The organism is Streptomyces violascens (assembly GCF_014649955.1).
GTDB classification, from domain to species: domain Bacteria; phylum Actinomycetota; class Actinomycetes; order Streptomycetales; family Streptomycetaceae; genus Streptomyces; species Streptomyces violascens.
Genome location: NZ_BMUA01000009.1, coordinates 83,230 through 102,236, shown reverse-complemented (window position 1 = coordinate 102,236; position 19,007 = coordinate 83,230). Strand labels below are relative to the sequence as shown.

Annotated in this window: 17 protein-coding genes; 14 read left to right on the top strand and 3 right to left on the bottom strand. The window is 70.7% G+C overall.

Annotated features, from left to right (window positions below; translation table 11 throughout):
• Positions 1-54: 54 nt before the first annotated feature.
• Positions 55-960, top strand: coding sequence for an NAD-dependent epimerase/dehydratase family protein (locus IE206_RS19920; protein ID WP_189963802.1), 906 nt, complete (start codon positions 55-57; stop codon positions 958-960).
• A 1-nt stretch (position 961) separates the two neighbouring features.
• The gene (locus tag IE206_RS19915; protein WP_189963800.1) at positions 962-1,828 is read left to right on the top strand and encodes an aldo/keto reductase; all 867 of its coding nucleotides are present in this window, start codon (positions 962-964) and stop codon (positions 1,826-1,828) included.
• A gap of 1 nt (position 1,829) precedes the next feature.
• Here the strand turns inward: IE206_RS19915 and IE206_RS19910 are convergent, their stop codons facing one another.
• Positions 1,830-3,506 carry an MFS transporter gene (locus IE206_RS19910; RefSeq protein WP_189963798.1) on the bottom strand — a complete coding sequence of 559 codons (1,677 nt, stop codon included), beginning with the start codon at positions 3,504-3,506 and terminating at the stop codon, positions 1,830-1,832.
• Positions 3,507-3,714: 208 nt separating this feature from the next.
• Here IE206_RS19910 and IE206_RS19905 point away from each other — a divergent pair, with 208 nt between their 5' ends.
• The 4 genes from IE206_RS19905 to IE206_RS19890 all read left to right on the top strand — a co-directional run bounded on the left by IE206_RS19905 (position 3,715) and on the right by IE206_RS19890 (position 6,461).
• Positions 3,715-4,278, top strand: coding sequence for a TetR/AcrR family transcriptional regulator (locus IE206_RS19905; RefSeq protein ID WP_189964059.1), 564 nt, complete (start codon positions 3,715-3,717; stop codon positions 4,276-4,278).
• 200 nt (positions 4,279-4,478) lie between these two features.
• Positions 4,479-4,931 carry a phospholipase gene (locus IE206_RS19900; RefSeq protein WP_189963796.1) on the top strand — a complete coding sequence of 151 codons (453 nt, stop codon included), beginning with the start codon at positions 4,479-4,481 and terminating at the stop codon, positions 4,929-4,931.
• A 219-nt stretch (positions 4,932-5,150) separates the two neighbouring features.
• Positions 5,151-5,693, top strand: a complete 543-nt coding sequence (locus IE206_RS19895; protein WP_189963794.1) for a GntR family transcriptional regulator — start codon at positions 5,151-5,153, stop codon at positions 5,691-5,693.
• 60 nt (positions 5,694-5,753) lie between these two features.
• Positions 5,754-6,461 carry a DUF1345 domain-containing protein gene (locus tag IE206_RS19890; RefSeq protein ID WP_189963792.1) on the top strand — a complete coding sequence of 236 codons (708 nt, stop codon included), beginning with the start codon at positions 5,754-5,756 and terminating at the stop codon, positions 6,459-6,461.
• Positions 6,462-6,494: 33 nt separating this feature from the next.
• On the opposite strand, the gene IE206_RS19885 is transcribed toward IE206_RS19890, so the two are convergent.
• Positions 6,495-7,847 (bottom strand): cation:dicarboxylate symporter family transporter, encoded by a 1,353-nt coding sequence (locus IE206_RS19885; protein ID WP_226600030.1) that lies wholly within the window; start codon positions 7,845-7,847, stop codon positions 6,495-6,497.
• Between the two features lie 145 nt (positions 7,848-7,992).
• Here IE206_RS19885 and IE206_RS19880 point away from each other — a divergent pair, with 145 nt between their 5' ends.
• From IE206_RS19880 to IE206_RS19855, 6 genes are all read left to right on the top strand, one after another.
• Entirely contained in the window at positions 7,993-9,591 is a 1,599-nt protein-coding gene (locus tag IE206_RS19880; RefSeq protein ID WP_189963788.1) for a sensor histidine kinase, read from the top strand.
• Positions 9,588-10,274, top strand: coding sequence for a response regulator (locus IE206_RS19875; RefSeq protein WP_189963785.1), 687 nt, complete (start codon positions 9,588-9,590; stop codon positions 10,272-10,274). The genes IE206_RS19880 and IE206_RS19875 overlap by 4 nt, the downstream gene beginning before the upstream one ends.
• A 121-nt stretch (positions 10,275-10,395) precedes the next feature.
• The gene (locus IE206_RS19870) at positions 10,396-11,766 is read left to right on the top strand and encodes an extracellular solute-binding protein (protein ID WP_189963784.1); all 1,371 of its coding nucleotides are present in this window, start codon (positions 10,396-10,398) and stop codon (positions 11,764-11,766) included.
• Complete coding sequence (locus IE206_RS19865; protein WP_189963782.1) at positions 11,763-12,656, top strand: carbohydrate ABC transporter permease; 894 nt, start codon at positions 11,763-11,765, stop codon at positions 12,654-12,656. The genes IE206_RS19870 and IE206_RS19865 overlap by 4 nt, the downstream gene beginning before the upstream one ends.
• 98 nt (positions 12,657-12,754) lie before the next feature.
• On the top strand, positions 12,755-13,537 hold the full coding sequence (locus IE206_RS19860) for a carbohydrate ABC transporter permease (protein WP_226600033.1): 783 nt from the start codon (positions 12,755-12,757) through the stop codon (positions 13,535-13,537).
• 130 nt (positions 13,538-13,667) lie between these two features.
• Positions 13,668-14,336 (top strand): helix-turn-helix domain-containing protein, encoded by a 669-nt coding sequence (locus tag IE206_RS19855; protein ID WP_373300948.1) that lies wholly within the window; start codon positions 13,668-13,670, stop codon positions 14,334-14,336.
• 74 nt (positions 14,337-14,410) lie between these two features.
• On the opposite strand, the gene IE206_RS19850 is transcribed toward IE206_RS19855, so the two are convergent.
• Positions 14,411-15,436 (bottom strand): ATP-dependent 6-phosphofructokinase, encoded by a 1,026-nt coding sequence (locus tag IE206_RS19850; protein WP_189963778.1) that lies wholly within the window; start codon positions 15,434-15,436, stop codon positions 14,411-14,413.
• 257 nt (positions 15,437-15,693) lie between these two features.
• On the opposite strand from IE206_RS19850, the gene pta reads away from it, so the two are divergent.
• Positions 15,694-17,781 carry a phosphate acetyltransferase gene (gene pta / locus IE206_RS19845; protein ID WP_189963776.1) on the top strand — a complete coding sequence of 696 codons (2,088 nt, stop codon included), beginning with the start codon at positions 15,694-15,696 and terminating at the stop codon, positions 17,779-17,781.
• Positions 17,778-19,007, top strand: a complete 1,230-nt coding sequence (locus tag IE206_RS19840; RefSeq protein ID WP_189963774.1) for an acetate kinase — start codon at positions 17,778-17,780, stop codon at positions 19,005-19,007. The genes pta and IE206_RS19840 overlap by 4 nt, the downstream gene beginning before the upstream one ends.

The window sequence follows — 19,007 nt, the reverse complement described above, 5'->3', positions numbered from 1 at the left end:
GTCAACGTAACACTGGTACCCGGGAAAACCGCAGGTGGGAAGGGGATCGAGGACATGCGCGAGGTATTGGTCATCGGGGGCAACCGCTACTTCGGGAAGCGGCTCATCGCCCGGCTGCTCGCCGCTGGTGACCGGGTGACGGTCCTGAACCGGGGCTCGGCGCCACCCCCACCGGGCGCACTCCAGCTGATCGCCGACCGCGATGACGAGGCGTCCCTTGCGGCCGCGCTCGGCGGGCGCACCTTCGACGTGGTGGTCGACCAGGTCTGCTACACCCCGCGCCAGGCGGCGATCGCCCGCCGTGTCTTCACCGGCCGCACCGCGCGCTATGTCATGACGTCGACGGTCGAGGTGTACGAGTACGAGGACTCCGCCGGGCTGGTCGGCGAGGATGTCCTGGACCCCGCCACGGTCATCGTGACGCCCCAACTTCCCTGGCAGGAACCGGAGTTCGTCGCGGGGCACTACGGCGAGGGCAAGCGGCAGGCCGAGGCGGTGTTCGCCGCGGGCCCCGACTTCCCGTACGTCGCGGTGCGGGTGGCGCATGTTCTGGGCGGGGCCGACGACTTCACCGGGCGGCTCGCCCACTACGCGGACCGGATCCGCAGCGGCGAGCCGGTCGCGGTGCCGGCGACCAACCATCCGGCGACGTACATCGACGTCGAGGAGATCGCGGAGTTCCTGTTCTGGGTGACCCGGCAGGACTTCACCGGGCCCGTGAACGCCGCCTCGCACGGGCCGCTGACCACCGAGGACATCGTGGCGGCGGTCGCGGGCGCGCTGGGCGCCGACCACCGGGCCGTGCGTTACCAGCCGGTGGAGGTCGGCGCGGTCTCGCCGTTCTCCTTCGCCCGCTCGTACGGGATGGACACCGCCCGCGCCGAGTCGCTCGGCTTCACTTTTTCGCACACCGAGAGCTGGCTGCCGCGCGCGGTGGCCGAGACCATGGGGGTCAACTGACATGCGGACACGCACACTTGGACCGTACGAGGTCGGCGCGGTCGGCTACGGCGCGATGCCGCTGTCGATCGAGGGGCGGCCCGACGAGGCGCGAGCCGTCGCCACCGTGCACGCCGCGCTCGACGCGGGCGTCACGCTCATCGACACCGCCGACTCCTACTACGCGCCCGGTGGCGAGCCGGGCCACAACGAGCTCCTCGTCGCCCGCGCCCTCGCCTCGTACGGCGGCGCCACCGACCACGTGCTGGTCGCGACCAAGGGCGGCCGGGGCCGCACCGACGACGGCGGCTGGACGGTGAAGGGCGACCCGGGCCATCTGCGGCGGGCCGCCGAGGGCTCGCTGAAGCGGCTCGGCGTCGAGGCGATCGGCCTCTACCAGCTGCACAAGCCGGACCCGGACGTCCCGTTCGCCGAATCCCTGGGCGCGCTGCGGGAGTTGGCGGAGGAAGGCAAGGTCCGTACGGTCGGGATCTCCAACGCGGACACCGGCCGGATCCGCGAGGCCGAGGCGGTTCTGGGCGATCTGCTCGTCTCCGTACAGAACCGCTACTCGCCCGCCGTACGCGACGGCGAGCCCGAGCTGCGGCTCTGCGCCGAGCTCGGGCTCGCGTATCTGCCGTGGAGCCCGCTGGGCGGGATCTCGCGCAGCGCCCTTGACGGTCCGGGTGGTCCGGAAGCCCGGTCCGCCTTCCATACGGTGGCCGAAGCGCGGGGCGTCAGTCCTCAACAGGTGGCACTGGCTTGGCTGCTGGCGCTGTCGCCGACACTGATCCCGATCCCGGGGGCCAGCCGCCCCGAGTCGATACGGGATTCGGCGGGGGCGGCCGACCTCGTACTGACCGGGGAGGAGCTGGCCCTGCTGCCCTGAGTCACACCGATACGGGCTCGCGCTCCGAGCCGTCCGAAGCCTGCTCCTGCTGCGCGTCGCCCTTGTCGCGGCGCGGCAGCAGGACGGCGACCAGGACGGTTCCCACGCCCAGGATCACCGCGCCGATGAGGCTGGTGTGGGCGACCGCGTCGGAGAAGGCGGAGCCGACCGCGTGGCTCATCTGCTGTGCGCCGGCGCCGAGCTGCTCGGCCTGGGCCTTCAGCTGGGCGGCCTGCTGCGGGGTGCTGGCGTGCAGGGCCTGGGCGCCGAGCTGCTTGGCCTGTTCGCCGATGCCCTGGGCGACGGCGTATCCGGCGCCGACCGAGTCCTGCGCGGTGGCGAGCGCGGAGGCGGGCAGCTTGGAGCCGGCGGTCGCGTCGGCGAGGTGCGAGGAGTACGAGCTCGCGAGCACCGAGCCGAGGATGGCGATGCCCAGCGAGCCGCCGAGTTCGAGCGAGGTGTCGTTGACGGCGCCGCCGACCCCGAGCTCGGCCTCCGGGAACGCGCCCATGATCGCGTCGGTGCAGGGCGACAGGGCGAGCCCGATGGCCACGCCGAGGATGATCAGCGGGGCGAGGAGGTCGCCGTACCCGGAACCGGCGTCGACCCGGGTGAGCAGCGCGAGCGCGACGGTTCCGGCGACCATGCCGGCGGTGACCGTGACCTTCATGCCGAGCCGCGGGGTGAGGAACCCGGTGAGCGCGGAGCCCACGAAGACCGCGCCGGCCAGCGGCAGCATGCGGATGCCGGTCTCGAGCGGGGTGTAGCCGAGCACGAACTGGAGGTGCTGGGTGAGGTAGTAGAAGGCGCCGAACACCGCGAGGAAGAAGAGCGCGACGGCGAGCAGCGAGCCGGAGAACATGCGGTGCGCGAAGCGGCGTACGTCCAGGACGGGCCGCGGGTGGCGCAGCTCCCACAGCACGAAGAGCACGAAGCCGAGCCCGGCGATGACGGCGCCGGATATCGCCTTGGCGTCCCAGCCGAAGTGCGGGCCCTGAATGATCATGTAGACGAGCGCGCCGACGGAGACGACGGAGAGCAGCCCGCCGACGTAGTCGATGCGGTCGTGGTGGGCGGCCTTCGACGGCGGTACGAGGACGAACGCGCCCACGACCGCGAGCAGCGCGATCGGCACGTTGATCAGGAACGTCGAGGCCCAGCCGTGGTTCTCCAGAAGCGCCCCGGCGACCAGCGGACCGGCGGCGATGGCAATACCGGCGGTCGCGGTCCACAGCAGAATCGCCTTGGCGCGCTCCGCGCGCGGGAACGTCGAGGCGAGCAGCGACAGGGTGGCCGGCATGATCAGCGCGGCGCCGACACCCATGACGGCGCGGGACGCGATGACGCCGGTGGAGCTGTCGACGAGCGAACCGGCCACGGACGCGCCCGCGAAGACGAGCAGACCCAGCACGAGCGCGCCGCGCCGGCTGTACTTGTCGCCGATCGCGCCGAGCAGCAGCATCAGCGCGGCGTACGGGACGGTGTAGCCGTCGATGACCCACTGGAGGTCGGAGCTGCTGAGCCCGAGGTCCTTGGTCATGTCGGGCGCGGCCACGGTGAGGGCGGTGTTCGCCATCACGATGATCAGCAGGCTGAGGCAGAGCACGAGCAGCGCCCACCAGCGCCGCCGGTAGGGCGCCCCCATCTTCTCGACGGGCTCCTTGATGACGAGACCCACGACGTCTCACCCTTCCTCGGTCTTGCTTCCCCGGGAGGTCTGGTGTCCCTCCCGGGCCCCACAGGGGCAGATCCAATTGCACATCACTGTGCAACTACACACTGGTGTGCAATTTACGCCGCTGCACGCCGCTGTGCAAAATGGGGGCGTGACCACTACCCCTGCCGCCCCCTCGGGGGGCCGCGCCGACGTGAACCGCCGCCGCATCATGGAGGTGGCCTTCGCCGAGCTGGTCCGTGACCCGGACGCGTCCATGGACCAGATCGCCCGGGCGGCCGGTGTCGTGCGGCGCACGGTGTACGGGCACTTCCCCAGCCGGGACGCGCTGATCGCGGCGCTGGTCGACGAGGCGGCGGAGACCGTCGCGGACGCGCACCGCGAGGGGCGCGAAGGCGTCACCGACCCGGCCGAGGCGCTCGCGCGGGCCACCCTCGCGGTGTGGGCGATCGCCGACCGCTACCGGCTCCTGGTGGCCCTCGCCCAGCGCAGCGTCACGATGGCGGGCATCAAGCAGCGCCTGGCCCCGGTGCGCAAGGAGTGCGTGGACCTGCTCCAACTGGGCCTGCGTGAAGGCGTGTTCACCTCGCCCCTCCCTCCGGCCGCCCTTGCCTATGTGCACGAGCAGTCCCTGTTCGGCCTGATGGAGGCGGTCAACGAGGGCGCCCTGCCCGCCTCGGACGCGGGCCGCTCGGCGGCGACGACCCTGCTGCTCTCGGCGGGGGTCCCGGCGGGACGCACGGCGGAAGTAGTGGCGGCGGCGCTCACGCGGTGACCAGGCCCCCGCCAAGGAGCCCCGGCCCGCGAAGGGCATGAGGCCGCAGGCGTTTTCCGGCCGCGGCATCGATGGCGACGGGGACGAGCGGCCGCGCCGCTCCACCGTCTTTCAGGCTCCAGTGAATCTGTAGCGCCCGCGTAGCCCGTGAGGCCAGAGTGACGGCAGGTCAATTGCCGCTCCCCTCACGGAGGTTCAGAATGCGCCGTCGTACCACTCTGAGCATGACCGCCGCCGCGGCGCTCGCGCTCGCCGCCCTGGCCGCCGCCCCGGCCCAGGCCGCCCCGGCCGACAAGGCGCAGGTGCTCGCCTCCTTCACCCAGACCAGCGCGACCAGCTCGAACGCCTTCCAGGACGCCCGCAACGACCAGTCCCGCTGGTCCGCGTACGGCTTCGACTGGTCGACGGACTACTGCTCGGACTCCCCCGACAACCCCTTCGGCTTCCCTTTTAAGCTGTCATGTGCACGCCATGACTTCGGCTACCGCAACTACAAGGCGGCGGGCCAGTTCTCCGCCAACAAGGCCCGCCTGGACAGCGCCCTGTACGAGGACCTGAAGCGCGTCTGCACCGCGTACAGCGGCGCGAAGAAGACGTCGTGCAACGCGACGGCGTGGACGTACTACGAAGCAGTGAAAAACCTCGGCAGCTGATCCCCTCTCGCTTTCCGCACCCCCACCCCGTCCGGGTCGCCTCATGGCGGCCCGGACGTCTGGCGTTCGGCCCGCCGTCGCCGCCCTTCGGAGCACGCGGCTGCCGGGGCTCGGGGAGCAGGGCTTCCCGTCCGGTCCGGCCCACGGAAGCAGTCGCCCTAACGTAGAGGGCGGCAAGGCCACCGACACGTGAAGCGCAGTCATCCATAGGAGAAAGCCATGGGCATCGGCAAGTGGGTCAGCACCTCGATGCCGTATCTGGCTCCGCAGGACACCTCCGCGGCCGACGCCTGGCGCAGCGAGGCCGCGGCCCGCGGCGGCACCGGGCGGCAGCGCATCGTCCGGGCCGGGGAGGTGGCCGCGCCGGGCGAGGTCGCGGACGTCTTCGGTCTGGCATGGGGGGCCGCGGTCGTGGTGCGGCGCCGGGTGATGTACATCGACGAGATGCCCTGCGAGTCGACCGACACCTATTACCCCGTGGAGATCGCCCGGGGTACACGCCTGGCCGAGGTCGGCAAGATTCCCGGCGGCGCCGTGACGCTGCTGCGCGAGCTCGGCCACCGGGGCGTCCGGGTGCGCGAGGACGTCTCCGCAGAACTGCCCGACAGCGAGGCACGCGAGGCTCTCCGGCTGGGCCCCGCCGAACCGGTTCTGCGGATCGCCCGCACCACCATGGACTCGTACGACCGGACGATCCAGTTCGACCTGATGACGATGCCCGCCCGGTTGCAGCGCCTGCGCTACGAGAGCCGGATCGGCTGACCACGGTCCCGGCCGACCCCGACGCGTGCGACTCCCACCCCCGACCGGCACCATGACCCCGTGACACACGCACCCCAGGACGAGCCCGAGCACCACCCCGAGCACCGGCCGCTGCCCGCCTGGCTGCGGGTTACCCAGGGGGAGACCCGGTGGGCCTCGACCCTTGCCGTGCTCACCGCCGTCGGACTGCAATGGGCGCTGCCCGAGCGGCTGAGCATCCATCCCGAATGGCTCCTGCCCGCCCTGGAGATCGCGCTCATGGTCGCGCTGATCGCGGGCAACCCCGTACGCATCGAGCGCGCCTCGCGGCTCTACCGGCTGGCCGGGCTCGTGCTGATCGCGTGTATCAGTGCCGCCAACGGGTGGTCCGCGGTGCGGCTCGTCGTCGGGCTCGTGCGGGGGCAGGAAGGCGCCGATGCCGCCGCCCTGCTGGTGACGGGCGGCGGCATCTGGCTGACCAATGTGATCGTGTTCGCGCTCTGGTACTGGGAGTGGGACCGGGGCGGCCCGGTCGCCCGGATGCAGGCGACCCGCACCTTCCCCGACTTCCTGTTCCCGCAGATGCAGAGCCCCGAACTGGCCCCGCCCCACTGGGAGCCGGCCTTCCCGGACTACCTGTACCTGTCGTTCACGAACGCCACCGCGTTCAGCCCGACCGACGTCATGCCGCTCAACCGGTGGGCAAAGATGCTGATGATGGTGCAGTCGGCTGTCTCGCTGCTGACCGTTGTGCTTGTTGTCGCTCGCGCCGTGAACATTCTCAAATAGGCGCGACCATTCTCAAGCAGGCGGGCGCCCTTCTCAACCGGCCACCGGCGACGGCGACTTACCCTCCTCGCGTTGCTCCGGCACCGCCTCCTCCCCCGCCGCCAGCATCCGCTCGTCGAACGGCAGCCGGCCCGCCAGGACCTCCGCGACCCGGGTCCTGTCGATCTCCTTCGTCCACGTGCCGACAAGGACGCACGCCACCGCGTTGCCCGCGAAGTTGGTCAGCGCCCGCGCCTCGCTCATGAAGCGGTCGATGCCGACGATCAGGCCGACGCCGTCGACCAGTTCGGGGCGGTGCGACTGGAGGCCGCCCGCCAGCGTGGCGAGGCCCGCGCCCGTGACGCCCGCCGCGCCCTTCGAGGCGATGATCATGAAGAGGAGCAGCGAGATCTGCTCGCTCGCACCCAGCGGCTTGCCCATCGCGTTCGCGATGAACAGCGAGGACATCGTCAGATAGATCGCGGTGCCGTCCAGGTTGAACGAGTAGCCCGTCGGCACCGTGATGCCGGCCACCGAGCGGCTGACCCCGAGGTGCTCCATCTTCGCGATGAGCCGCGGCAGCGCCGACTCCGAGGAGGACGTGGACAGGATCAGCAGGAACTCCCTGGCCAGGTACTTCAGGAGGCTGAAGATGTTCACGCCGGTCATCAGCTTCAGGATCGCGCCGAGGACCAAGAACACGAACAGCGCGCACGTGATGTAGAAGCCGATCATGATGACCGCCAGGGCCTTCAGGGCGTCCAGGCCGGTCTCGCCGACCACTCCCGCGATCGCGCCGAACGCGCCGATGGGCGCGACCCACATGATCATCGCCAGGATGCGGAAGACGAGGCGCTGGATGTGTTCGACGCCGCGCAGCACCGGCCGGCCCGCCGAGCCGAGCGCCTGGAGGGCGAAGCCCGCGAGCAGGGCGATCAGGAGGGTCTGGAGGACCTGGCCCTCGGTGAACGCGGACACCATCGTCTTGGGGATGATGCCGAGCAGGAAGTCCGCCGTCGACTCGCCGGCGCCCGCGGCCTGCTTGGCTCCCGCGTGCCGCGCCGCCTCGGTCAGGTGCAGACCGGAGCCGGGCTCCAGGATGTTGCCGACCAGGAGGCCGATGGCGAGTGCCACCGTCGACATGACCAGGAAGTAGCCGAGGGCGAGGCCGCCCACCGCGCCCACCTTGGCCGCCTTCCGTACCGAGCCGACGCCGAGCACGATCGTGCAGAAGATGATGGGCGAGATCATCATCTTGATCAGGTTCACGAACCCGGTGCCGATCGGCTTCAGCTCGACGGCGACCCCCGGCGCCGCGAAGCCCACGACGATGCCGAGCACTACCGCGCCGATCACGGCCAGGTAGAGATAGTGGGTGCGCTCCCGGCGCGCGGGCGGCTCTGCCACGGGGTCCACGGGGTCCTCCTCGGTTGCGGCTGCGGCCATGTCCCGACGGCCGATTCAGCGATCCCCGCGACTATCCAGCACACTGTGACGCCGGTCACCCTTACGTGCATTTCGTTCATACAGATCCAGCCAGCACACTTACCGGATGCGTCTCCCCGGACCCCGCTCCCTCGCCGGCCAGCTCTTCGCCATGCAGGTGGTCCTGGTCGCCGCGATCGTGACGGGGTGCGCGCTCTTCTCGTACGTCACCGACCGGCACCAGGCCGAGGAGACCGCGCGGCGCCAGGCGGTCGCGACCGCGACCGCCGTCGCCGCGTCCCCCGCGGTGGTCGAGGCGGCCCGCACCAAGAACCCCACGCCCGCCCTCCAGCCGTACGCTCAGACGCTGCGCACCACGACCGGCGTGGACTTCGTCGTGGTCATGGCCCCGGACGGAACCCGCTGGACGCATCCCGTACCGGGCGAGATCGGCAAGAAGTACCTCGGCGACACCGCTCCCGCGCTGCGCGGGAAGACGTTCACCGAGACGCACATGGGGGTGCTCGGGCTTTCCGTACGGGTCGTGGCGCCGGTCCGCGACCAAAATGATCATGGCCGGATCACCGCGCTCGTCAGCGCGGGCATCACCGTCGACCGGATCAGCGAGCAGGTGCAGAAGCAACTGGTGGCGCTGGTCGTCATGGCGGGCGGCGCGCTCGCGCTCGGCGGCCTCGGCACGTACGTGATCAACGCACGCCTGCGCCGCCACACGCACGGCATGAACGCCGCCGAACTGAGCCGCATGCACGACTACCACCAGGCCACCCTGCACGCCGTACGCGAGGGGCTGCTCATGCTCGACGGCGAGCGGCGGATCGCGCTGATCAACGACGGCGGGCGCGAACTGCTCGGGCTCGGCGAGGACGCCGTGGGCCGCCCGGTGGCCGGGCTCGGCCTGCCCGCATCGCTCGCCGGGGCGCTGCTCGCCTCCGGGCCGAGGGTGGACGAGGTCCACATGACAGCCGACCGGATCGTGGTCCTGAACACCCAGCCGGTGTCCTCCGCAGGGCGGCGCGGCACCGTGGTGACCCTGCGCGACCACACCGAACTCCAGGCGCTTTCAGGCGAGTTGGACTCCGAGCGCGGTTTCACCCAGGCCCTGCGGGCGCAGGCCCACGAGGCCGCGAACCGGCTGCACACGGTGGTCTCGCTCATCGAGCTGGGCCGCGTCGAAGACGCCGTCGAGTTCGCGACCGCCGAGCTGGAGCTCGCCCAGGCGCTCACCGACCAGGTGGTCACGGCGGTCGGCGAGCCGGTCCTGGCGGCGCTGCTGCTCGGCAAGGCGGCGCAGGCCAACGAGCACGGCGTGGAGCTGGTCCTCGCCGAGGGCAGCGCCATCGGCGACGGCCTCTTGCCTGCCACGCTGCCCGCCCGCGACCTGGTCACCGTCCTCGGCAACCTGATCGACAACGCGGTGGACGCGGCACAGGGCAGCGCCGTCGCCGAGGTCGCCGTCACGCTCACCACCGAGGACGGGCAGCTCCTGGTGCGCGTCGCGGACAGTGGGCCCGGCATCGATCCGGCCGCCGCCGAAGCCGTGTTCGAGCGGGGGTGGTCGACCAAGAGCCCGGGGCGCGGCCTCGGCCTCGCGCTGGTCCGGCTCGCGGCGGCCCGGCACGGCGGCACCATCACGCTGGCCCAAGGTCCTTACGGGGGAGCCGAGTTCACCGTACGGCTGCCCCTGGAGCAGGGAGTGCGCGCATGATCAGAGTGCTGGTCGTCGAGGACGATCCCGTCGCCGCCGAGGCGCACCGGCTCTACGTCGGCCGGGTGCCCGGCTTCACCGCGGTCGCGGTGGCACACTCCCGGGCCGAGGCGCTGCGCGCCCTGGAGCGGACCGAGGTGGACCTGCTGCTGCTCGATCTGTACCTGCCGGACGGCCACGGCCTCCAGCTCGTACGGTCGCTCAGGGCGGCCGGGCACAGCGCCGATGTCGTCGCGGTGACCTCGGCCCGGGATCTGGCGATGGTGCGCGAGGGCGTCTCGCTCGGGGTCGTCCAGTACGTACTGAAGCCGTTCACGTTCCCCACGCTGCGCGACCGGCTCGTGCGGTACGCCGAGTTCCGGGCGACGGCCGGGGAGGCGAGCGGGCAGGAGGAGGTCGACCGGGCGCTCGCCGCGCTGCGCGCCCCGCAGCCCTCAGCACTCCCCAAGGGCCTGAGCGCGCCCACCCTCCAGGCCGTCACGCGGACCCTGCGCGAGGCGCCGGAGGGAGTGACGGCGGCGGAGACCGGTCTCGCGGTCGGCATCTCGCGGATCACCGCACGCCGCTATCTGGAGCATCTGGTCACCACCGGCCGCGCCGAGCGCACCCCGCAGTACGGCCAGATCGGGCGCCCCGAGCTGCAGTACCGCTGGCTCAACTCCTCGACCGGCCAAGGCGGTTGACAAGGTTGTCAGCCGGACGCGGGCGCGGGGTTGACCCTGCCACCGGGCGCCCTTACGTTCACCGGGCAGCCAAGTGCGGCCGTGGCCACGGCCGCACGCCTGGCCAGAGGAGGTCGTGCCCGTGCGCCCCACCGCCCCCGCCACAGACTCCGTATCCAGAACCCGACACCGGCTCTCCCTGATCCTCGCCGCCGCCCTCGCCGCCGGAGCGCTCGCCGGTTGCGGCGGCGGCTCGGGCAGCGACGCGAACACCGTGCAGATCGCGTACAACCGCTCCACCGACAACAAGATCCGCTTCAAGGACGCGTTCCTGGAGGACGTCAAGAAGCAGTTCGAGCGGGAGCACCCCGGCAAGAAGGTCAAGCTGGTGCCGATCCAGGCCGCCGACAACGACTACGCGGCCAAGGTCCAGCAGATGATGCGCTCCCCGAAGACCGCCCCGGACCTGGTGTACGAGGACACGTTCCGCATCAACTCCGACATCGGCGCGGGCTATCTGCGCCCGCTGGACGACTACCTGTCCCAGTGGGACATGTGGGGCCAGTTCGTCGACACCGCGAAGGCCTCGGCCCGGGCCGAGGACGGCAAGACATACGGGGTGCCGGACGGCACGGACACCCGGGGCCTGTGGTTCAACAAGCAGATCTTCGCGAAGGCGGGCCTGCCCGCGAACTGGCAGCCCAAGAACTGGACGGAGGTCCTCGACGCCGCGCGCGCGGTGAAGCAGAAGGCCCCCGGCGTCATCCCGCTCAACGTCTACACGGGCAAGGCGGCCAGTGAGGCGGCGGCCATGCAGGGCTTCGAGATGCTCCTGTACGGGACCGGCGAGAACCCGCTGTACGACCCGGCCGGCAAGAAGTGGGTGTCGGGCTCGCAGGGCTTCAAGGACGCCCTCGGCTTCGTACGGACGGTGTACTCGGAGAAGCTCGGCCCGGATCCCTCGGACGCCCTCGACCCCAATGTGGGCACGCACCTGGCGACGGACTGGATGCCGAACGGCAAGCTGGCGATCGCGCTCGACGGCTCCTGGCTGGGCCAGAACTGGATCAACAAGGGCCCCAAGGAGTGGCCGGCCTGGTCGACCGTTCTGGGCCAGGCGCCGATGCCGACCCAGAACGGCCAGGCACCGGGCAAGGTCTCCATGTCGGGCGGCTGGACCTGGGCGATCCCGGCGAAGGCGGGCAACCCCGCCCTCGCCTTCGACTTCGTCAAGACGATGCAGACGAAGGAGAACGCGGTGAAGTGGGACGTCGCGGACGCGCAGATCGCGGTCCGCAAGGACGTCGCGGCAGACCCGACCTACCTGAACTCCATGCCGGGAATCACCTTCTTCACGAGCCTGGTCCCCTTCACGCACTACCGGCCCGCGCTGTCCGTCTATCCGCAGGTGTCGACAGCGATCGGCGAGGCGATGGAGTCGGTGACGACCGGCGGCTCGGCTTCCGTGGCCGCGAAGGCGTACGACGACCAGCTCAAGTCGACGGCCCGGTGAGCCGGTTGAGCGCCTCGGCAGCGACGGGCAGGCGGCGAAAGCGTGCGGTGCGCTGGCTGCCGATCGCGCCCGCGACCCTGCTCCTGCTGCTGTTCCTGGCGGGGCCGATCGGCTACTGCGTGTACATCGCGTTCACGGACATGCGGCTGACCGGCTCATCGGCCGTCGACTTCGTCGGCTTCGCGAACTTCCGGCGGGCGTTCGCCGACCCCGCGTTCCGCAACGCGGTCTGGCTCACCCTCGTCTTCACCGTCCTGTCCTCGCTGGTCGGCCAGAACACCCTCGGCCTGGCGCTCGCCGCGCTGATGCGGCGGGCCTCGCGCCCGGTGCGGACAGTGACCGGGGCGCTGGTGATCACGGCCTGGGTGCTGCCGGAGATCGTGGCGGCCTTCCTCCTCTACGCCTTCTTCCGGCGCGAGGGCACCCTGAACGCGATCCTCGACCGGCTCCACCTGCCCGCCCAGAACTGGCTTTTCACGCTGCCCGTGCTCGCGGTGTCGTTCGCGAACGTGTGGCGTGGCACCGCGTTCTCGATGCTGATCTACTCGGCCGCGCTCGCCGAGATCCCGAAGGACATCGAGGAGGCCGCCGAGGTCGACGGGGCGAGCGGGGCGCGCCGGTTCTGGCACATCACGCTGCCGATGATCCGCCGCTCGATCGGCACCAACCTCATGCTCAACACGCTCCAGACGCTTTCCGTGTTCGGCCTGATCTGGGCGATGACGCGCGGCGGCCCGGGCGACCGAAGCCAGACGCTGCCCGTGTTCATGTACGACCAGGCGTTCCTGAAGAGCCTGATCGGCTACGGCACGGCGGTCGCCCTGCTCCTGCTCCTGGTGGGCTCGCTGTTCTCGGTGGTCTATCTGCGGCTGATGAAGGTGGACGTGTGAGGGCGGGGGTTGATGAGGGCGGGGCCGATGAAGGTGGACGTACGAGGGCGGGCCGGTCGCGCCGGCGCACCCGGCAGCGGCTCGCCGCGGACGCGGCCCTGCTCGCGCTGGCGGCGGCCTTCGCGGTGCCGCTGCTCTGGCTGCTGCTCGCCTCCGTCGACACCCAGGCCGATCTGCGCGTACGGGTCCCGGGCTCGGCCACCCTGGACAACTTCTCAGCCATCCTGACCCCGGACATCACCTTCACACCGATGCTCAACAGCCTTCTGCTGTGCGGGAGTTCCACCCTGCTCACGGTCGCGTGCGCGGCGCTCGCGGCGTACCCGCTCTCGCGCTACCGCTCGCGGCTTGCCCGCCCGTACCTCCTGACCATCCTGTTCACGACGTGTCTGCCGATCACGGCGATCATGGTTCCGGTGTACGGGCTCTTCGTGCAGGTGAACCTCATCGACACGATGTACGGCACGGCGCTCTTCCTCGCCACCTCCCAGCTCCCGTTCGCCATCTGGCTGATGAAGAACTTCATGGACGGGGTGCCGATCACTCTGGAGGAGGCCGCCTGGACGGACGGGGCGTCGATGCCGCAGACGCTGGTGCGGGTGGTGCTGCCGCTGATGGGTCCCGGCGTGACCGTCGTGACGATCTACACCTTCATCATGCTGTGGGGGAACTTCTTCGTCCCCTTCATGCTGCTGCTCTCCCCCGACCGGCTGCCGGCCTCGGTCTCCATCTTCACGTTCTTCGGGAACTACGGCTCGGTGGTCTACGGCCAGCTCGCCGCCTTCTCGATCCTGTACTCGACGCCGGTGCTCCTGATGTACGTCCTGATCGCGCGGCGGCTCGGAGGAGGTTTCGCGCTGGCCGGTGCGGTGAAGGGTTAGCGTTGCCGAGCACACGCTTACCGAACCCTTAAGTAACCCGGACGCCACCAAAACCGTACTTTCCTACAATTCACCTTCTTTGGTGGAACACACCGTAGGCAGATGTCACTTACCGTCCTACGGTGTGCGCGTGCACCCCACCCCACCCTTCAATGCCCTCGCGGCCCGCCGACTGCGGGAAGCCCTGGGCATGGCCCCCGGCCACGTCGCCTACGGCATGCGCGCCCAGTACGGCCTCGTGATCTCCCCGGACACCGTGATGGCGTGGGAACGGGGGCTCGCGGCGCCCGAGGCACGGGAGCTGACCGCGCTCGCCGGCGTCCTGTGGTGCTCCCCCGGCGACCTCATGTCGGCCGCCTCGACCCTGCGCGAGCACCGCCTGGCGCGCGGGCTTTCCATCGACGACATGGCTCGCCGCGTCGGGCTCGACGCCGCGGCGTACCGGCGCATGGAGGACGCGGGGCGCTGGCGCGGCAACGAACGCCAGTCCGCGGCGCTTGCCGATCTGCTCCAGCTGCCCCTGCGCGACTACGTGACGGCCACCGGCCAGAACGCGGACCTCTCGGAGCTCCTGCGCAGCGCCGTCACCACGCGCTGGCAGGCCTACGTCAAGCCGACGGCGAAGCTGCTCCCGCTCTCCAAGCAGCATCTTGAGCAGGTGCTTGGCACGCTGCACACGGAGTACCAGGAAAAGATGGTGGGCACGCTGAACTGGGGCTCGGACAACGACACGGGCGACGCGGGCCGAGCCTTCCTCGACCGCATCGTGGACCGCTTCTGGGAACTCGCCCACAACTGAGGGGCCGGTCGCGCAGTTCCCCCGGGCCCTTGGGCCCCCAGGATTGAGGCCCCAGGTCCCCCGCCCGAGCGGGCTCAGAAGACCGACTCCGCCTCGTACATGCGGTTGTCCGGGACCGTCTTGAGGGTGGTCACGGCGTGGGCCAGCGGCGCCATGACGATGTCCGTGCCGCGCAGCGCGGTCATGTTGCCGAAGTCGCCGCGGTGCACGGCCTCCACCGCGTGCCAGCCGAACCGCGTCGCGAGTACACGGTCGTACGCGGTCGGCACGCCGCCGCGCTGGACGTGGCCCAGGATGACCGGGCGGGCCTCCTTGCCCAGGCGCCGCTCCAGTTCGACGGCGAGCCGGTTGCCGATGCCGGCGAAGCGCTCGTGGCCGTACTGGTCGATCGCGCCCTTCTCGTACGGCATCGAGCCCTCGGCGGGGTGCGCGCCCTCGGCAACGCAGATGACGGCGAACTTCTTGCCGCGCGCGAAGCGCTCCTCGACCATTTTGACCAGGTCGTCGACCTCGAAGAGCCGCTCGGGCAGGCAGATGCCGTGGGCGCCGCCTGCCATGCCGGACTCCAGGGCGATCCAGCCCGCGTGCCGGCCCATGACCTCGACGACCATGACGCGCTGGTGGGATTCGGCGGTGGTCTTGAGGCGGTCGATGGCCTCGGTCGCCACGCCCACGGCGGTGTCGAAGCCGAAGGTGCGGTCTGTGGCGGAGATGTCGTTGTCGATGGTCTTCGGCACGCCGACGACGGGCATCCCCGCGTCGGACAGCATCCGGGCCGCGGTCAGTGTGCCCTCGCCGCCGATCGGGATGAGCGCGTCGATGCCGTAACGCTTCGCCAACTCGGCGCAGTTCTCGGACGCTTCACGCAGCCGGTCGCGCTCCAGGCGGGCCGAGCCGAGGATGGTGCCGCCGCGGGCCAGGATGCCGCTCACCGCGTTGAGGTCGAGCGGGCGGAAGTGACCGTCGAGCAGACCCTTGAACCCGTCCTCGAAACCGATGACTTCGTCGCCGTGGCCGACCACGGCTCGGTGCACGACCGACCGGATCACTGCGTTCAGGCCGGGGCAGTCGCCGCCTGCGGTGAGAACTCCGATGCGCATCGTGGTGAATCTCCTGCTTCGCTGGTCCAGGGACGTCACGCCCGAATCCCCCGTAACGTGAGCAATTCAGATTGTCCCACGCACCCTGGGCCACCCGCCCATCCAGCTACTCCGACCATGATGGACCGGGGGGTCTTCGGACCCTCCCGCCAGGCCTTTCGTCCGGCGGGCGCCCTATCCATCCGCAGAGGTATTGTCAAGGGGGCAAGACCGCCCTATATGGACAATTTCCTGCAACGCAGAACAGGAGAGCACGCGTGACGCGCAGCGTGTACGTGACCGGGATCGACCGGGGAGACGGCCGCCAGGTCATCGAGCTGGGAGTCATGGAGCTCCTGACCCGTCAGGTGGACCGGGTGGGCGTCTTCCGCCCCCTGGTGCACGACGGACCGGACCGCCTGTTCGACCTGCTCCGCGCCCGCTACCGGCTGGCGCAGGACGCGGCCACGGTGTACGGCATGGACTACCACGAGGCGTCCGCGCTCCAGGCGGAGCAGGGTACCGACGAACTCGTCTCGCGGCTCGTCGACCGCTTCCACAAGGTGGCCCGCGACTACGAGGTCGTCCTGGTCCTCGGCACCGACTTCGCCGACACCCAGCTCCCCGACGAGCTGGCGCTCAACGCCCGGCTCGCCAACGAGTTCGGCGCCTCGGTGATACCGGTGGTCGGCGGCAAGGGCCAGACCGCCGAGTCCGTACGGGCCGAGGCGCGCAACGCGCACCGGGCCTACGACGGGCTCGGCTGCGACGTGCTCGCGATGGTGGTGAACCGGGTCGCCCCGGCCGACCGTCACGAGATCGAGGAGCGCCTGAAGGCCCGCCTTCCCGTGCCCTGCTACGTGCTGCCGGACGAGCCCGCCCTCTCCGCGCCGACCGTCGCCCAGATCGCGGCGGCCCTGGACGGCACGGTGCTGCTCGGCGACGACTCGGGGCTCGCGCGCGACGCCCTCGACTTCGTCTTCGGCGGTGCCATGCTGCCGAACTTCCTGAACGCGCTGACCCCGGGCTGCCTGGTCGTGACCCCGGGCGACCGCGCGGACCTGGTCGTCGGCTCGCTGGCCGCGCACAGCGCCGGTACTCCGCCCATCGCGGGCATCCTCCTCACCCTCGACGAGCGGCCCGGCGAGGCGATCCTGACGCTCGCCGACCGGCTCGCGCCGGGCACCCCGGTGGTCGCGGTCAGCCACGGATCCTTCCCCACCGCGCAGGAACTCTTCGCCCTGGAAGGGAAGTTGAACGCGGCGACCCCCCGCAAGGCGGAGACCGCGCTCGGCCTCTTCGAGCGGCACGTGGACACCGCCGACCTCCTTCGCCGGGTCTCGGTGGCCCGCAGCGGCCGGGTCACCCCGATGATGTTCGAGCACGAGCTCCTGGAGCAGGCCCGCTCGAACCGCCGCCGGGTCGTGCTGCCCGAGGGCAGCGAGGACCGGGTGCTGCGCGCGGCCGACGTACTCCTTCGCCGGGACGTGTGCGAGCTGACGCTGCTCGGCGACGTCGAGGCGATCCGCAAGAAGGCCGCCGACCTCGGCATCGACGTCGTCAAGTGCCAGATCATCGACCCGCAGACCTCCGAGCTTCGCCAGCGCTTCGCCGAGCGCTACGCCCAGCTGCGCGCCCACAAGGGCGTCACCGTGGAGCTGGCGTACGACGTGGTCGCGGACGTGAACTACTTCGGCACGCTGATGGTCCAGGAGGGCCTGGCCGACGGCATGGTGTCGGGCTCGGTGCACTCCACCGCCGCGACCATCCGCCCCGCCTTCGAGATCATCAAGACCAAGCCGGACGCCTCGATCGTCTCGTCCGTCTTCTTCATGTGCCTCGCCGACAAGGTGCTCGTGTACGGCGACTGCGCGGTCAACCCCGACCCGAACGCCGAGCAGCTCGCGGACATCGCGGTGCAGGCTGCCGCCACCGCGCAGCAGTTCGGTGTGGACCCGCGGATCGCGATGCTGTCGTACTCGACGGGCACCTCGGGCTCGGGCGCCGACGTGGACAAGGTGCGTGAGGCCACCAAGCTGGTGCGCGAGGCCCAGCCCGAGCTGAAGATCGAGGGCCCGATCCAGTACGACGCGGCCGTGGAGCCGTCGGTCGCCGCGACCAAGCTGCCGGAGTCGGAGGTGGCCGGGCAGGCCACCGTGCTGATCTTCCCGGACCTCAACACCGGCAACAACACCTACAAGGCCGTGCAGCGCTCGGCCGGCGCCGTGGCCGTGGGCCCGGTGCTCCAGGGTCTGCGCAAGCCGGTCAACGACCTGTCGCGCGGCGCCCTCGTCCAGGACATCGTCAACACCGTCGCCATCACGGCCATCCAGGCCCAGGCGCAGGGGCAGGAGGCCTCCGCATGACCACCGCCAACCAGGGCACCCGCGTCCTCGTCCTCAACTCCGGGTCCTCGTCGGTGAAGTACCAGCTCCTCGACATGACCGACGCCTCGCGCCTGGCCGTCGGCCTGGTCGAGCGGATCGGCGAGCAGACCTCGCGGCTGAAGCACACCCCGCTGGCGACCGGGGGCGCGGCCCGCGAGCAGAACGGCCCGATCGCCGACCACGCGGCCGCGCTCAAGGCGGTCGCCGCGGAGCTGACGGCGGACGGACTGGGCCTGGATTCCCCGGAGTTGGCGGCCATCGGCCACCGGGTCGTGCACGGCGGCCTGAAGTTCAGCGCGCCGACCGTGATCACGAACGAGGTGCTCGCGGAGATCGAGCGCCTGGTGCCGGTCGCCCCGCTGCACAACCCGGCGAACATCACCGGCATCCGCACCGCCCAGGCGCTCCGTCCGGACCTGCCGCAGGTCGCCGTCTTCGACACCGCCTTCCACACGACGATGCCGGAGTCGGCGGCCCGGTACGCGATAGACGTGGCGACGGCGGACGAGCACCGCATCCGCCGCTACGGCTTCCACGGCACCTCGCACGCGTATGTGTCGCGCGAGACGGCGAAGCTGCTCGGCAAGGCGCCCGAGGACGTGAACGTGATCGTGCTGCATCTGGGCAACGGCGCCTCCGCGTCCGCGGTCCGCGGCGGCCGGTGCGTCGACACCTCGATGGGGCTCACCCCCCTCGAAGGCCTGGTCATGGGCACCCGGTCCGGTGACATCGACCCGGCGGTCACCTTCCATCTCGTGCGCAATGCCGGAATGTCGGTGGACGACGTCGATGCGCTGCTCAACAAGAAGAGCGGCCTGGTGGGGCTGTGCGGCGACAATGACATGCGGGAGATCCGCCGCCGCTGCGACGAAGGCGACGAGAAGGCGCAACTCGCCTTCGACATCTACATTCACCGCCTGAAGAAGTACATAGGTGCCTATTACGCCGTGCTCGGCAAGGTCGACGCGATCGCGTTCACGGCGGGGGTCGGCGAGAACGCCGCCCCGGTCCGCGAGGCCGCGATCACCGGCCTGGAGGAGCTGGGCCTGGCGGTGGACGGCGAACTCAACGCCGTACGCTCCGAAAGCCCGCGGCTGATCTCCCCCGAGTACGCCCGGGTCGCGGTGGCCGTGGTGCCGACGGACGAGGAGCTGGAAATCGCCCAGCAGACGTATGCCCTGGTGACGCCGGCGCTGAATTCCTGA

Coding starts and splice junctions, on each gene's coding strand:
- IE206_RS19920 (WP_189963802.1), top strand. CDS start 55: ATGCGCGAGGTATTGGTCATCGGGGGCAACCGCTACTTCGGGAAGCGG.
- IE206_RS19915 (WP_189963800.1), top strand. CDS start 962: ATGCGGACACGCACACTTGGACCGTACGAGGTCGGCGCGGTCGGCTAC.
- IE206_RS19905 (WP_189964059.1), top strand. CDS start 3,715: ATGGAGGTGGCCTTCGCCGAGCTGGTCCGTGACCCGGACGCGTCCATG.
- IE206_RS19900 (WP_189963796.1), top strand. CDS start 4,479: ATGCGCCGTCGTACCACTCTGAGCATGACCGCCGCCGCGGCGCTCGCG.
- IE206_RS19895 (WP_189963794.1), top strand. CDS start 5,151: ATGGGCATCGGCAAGTGGGTCAGCACCTCGATGCCGTATCTGGCTCCG.
- IE206_RS19880 (WP_189963788.1), top strand. CDS start 7,993: ATGCGTCTCCCCGGACCCCGCTCCCTCGCCGGCCAGCTCTTCGCCATG.
- IE206_RS19875 (WP_189963785.1), top strand. CDS start 9,588: ATGATCAGAGTGCTGGTCGTCGAGGACGATCCCGTCGCCGCCGAGGCG.
- IE206_RS19850 (WP_189963778.1), bottom strand. CDS start 15,436: ATGCGCATCGGAGTTCTCACCGCAGGCGGCGACTGCCCCGGCCTGAAC.
- IE206_RS19840 (WP_189963774.1), top strand. CDS start 17,778: ATGACCACCGCCAACCAGGGCACCCGCGTCCTCGTCCTCAACTCCGGG.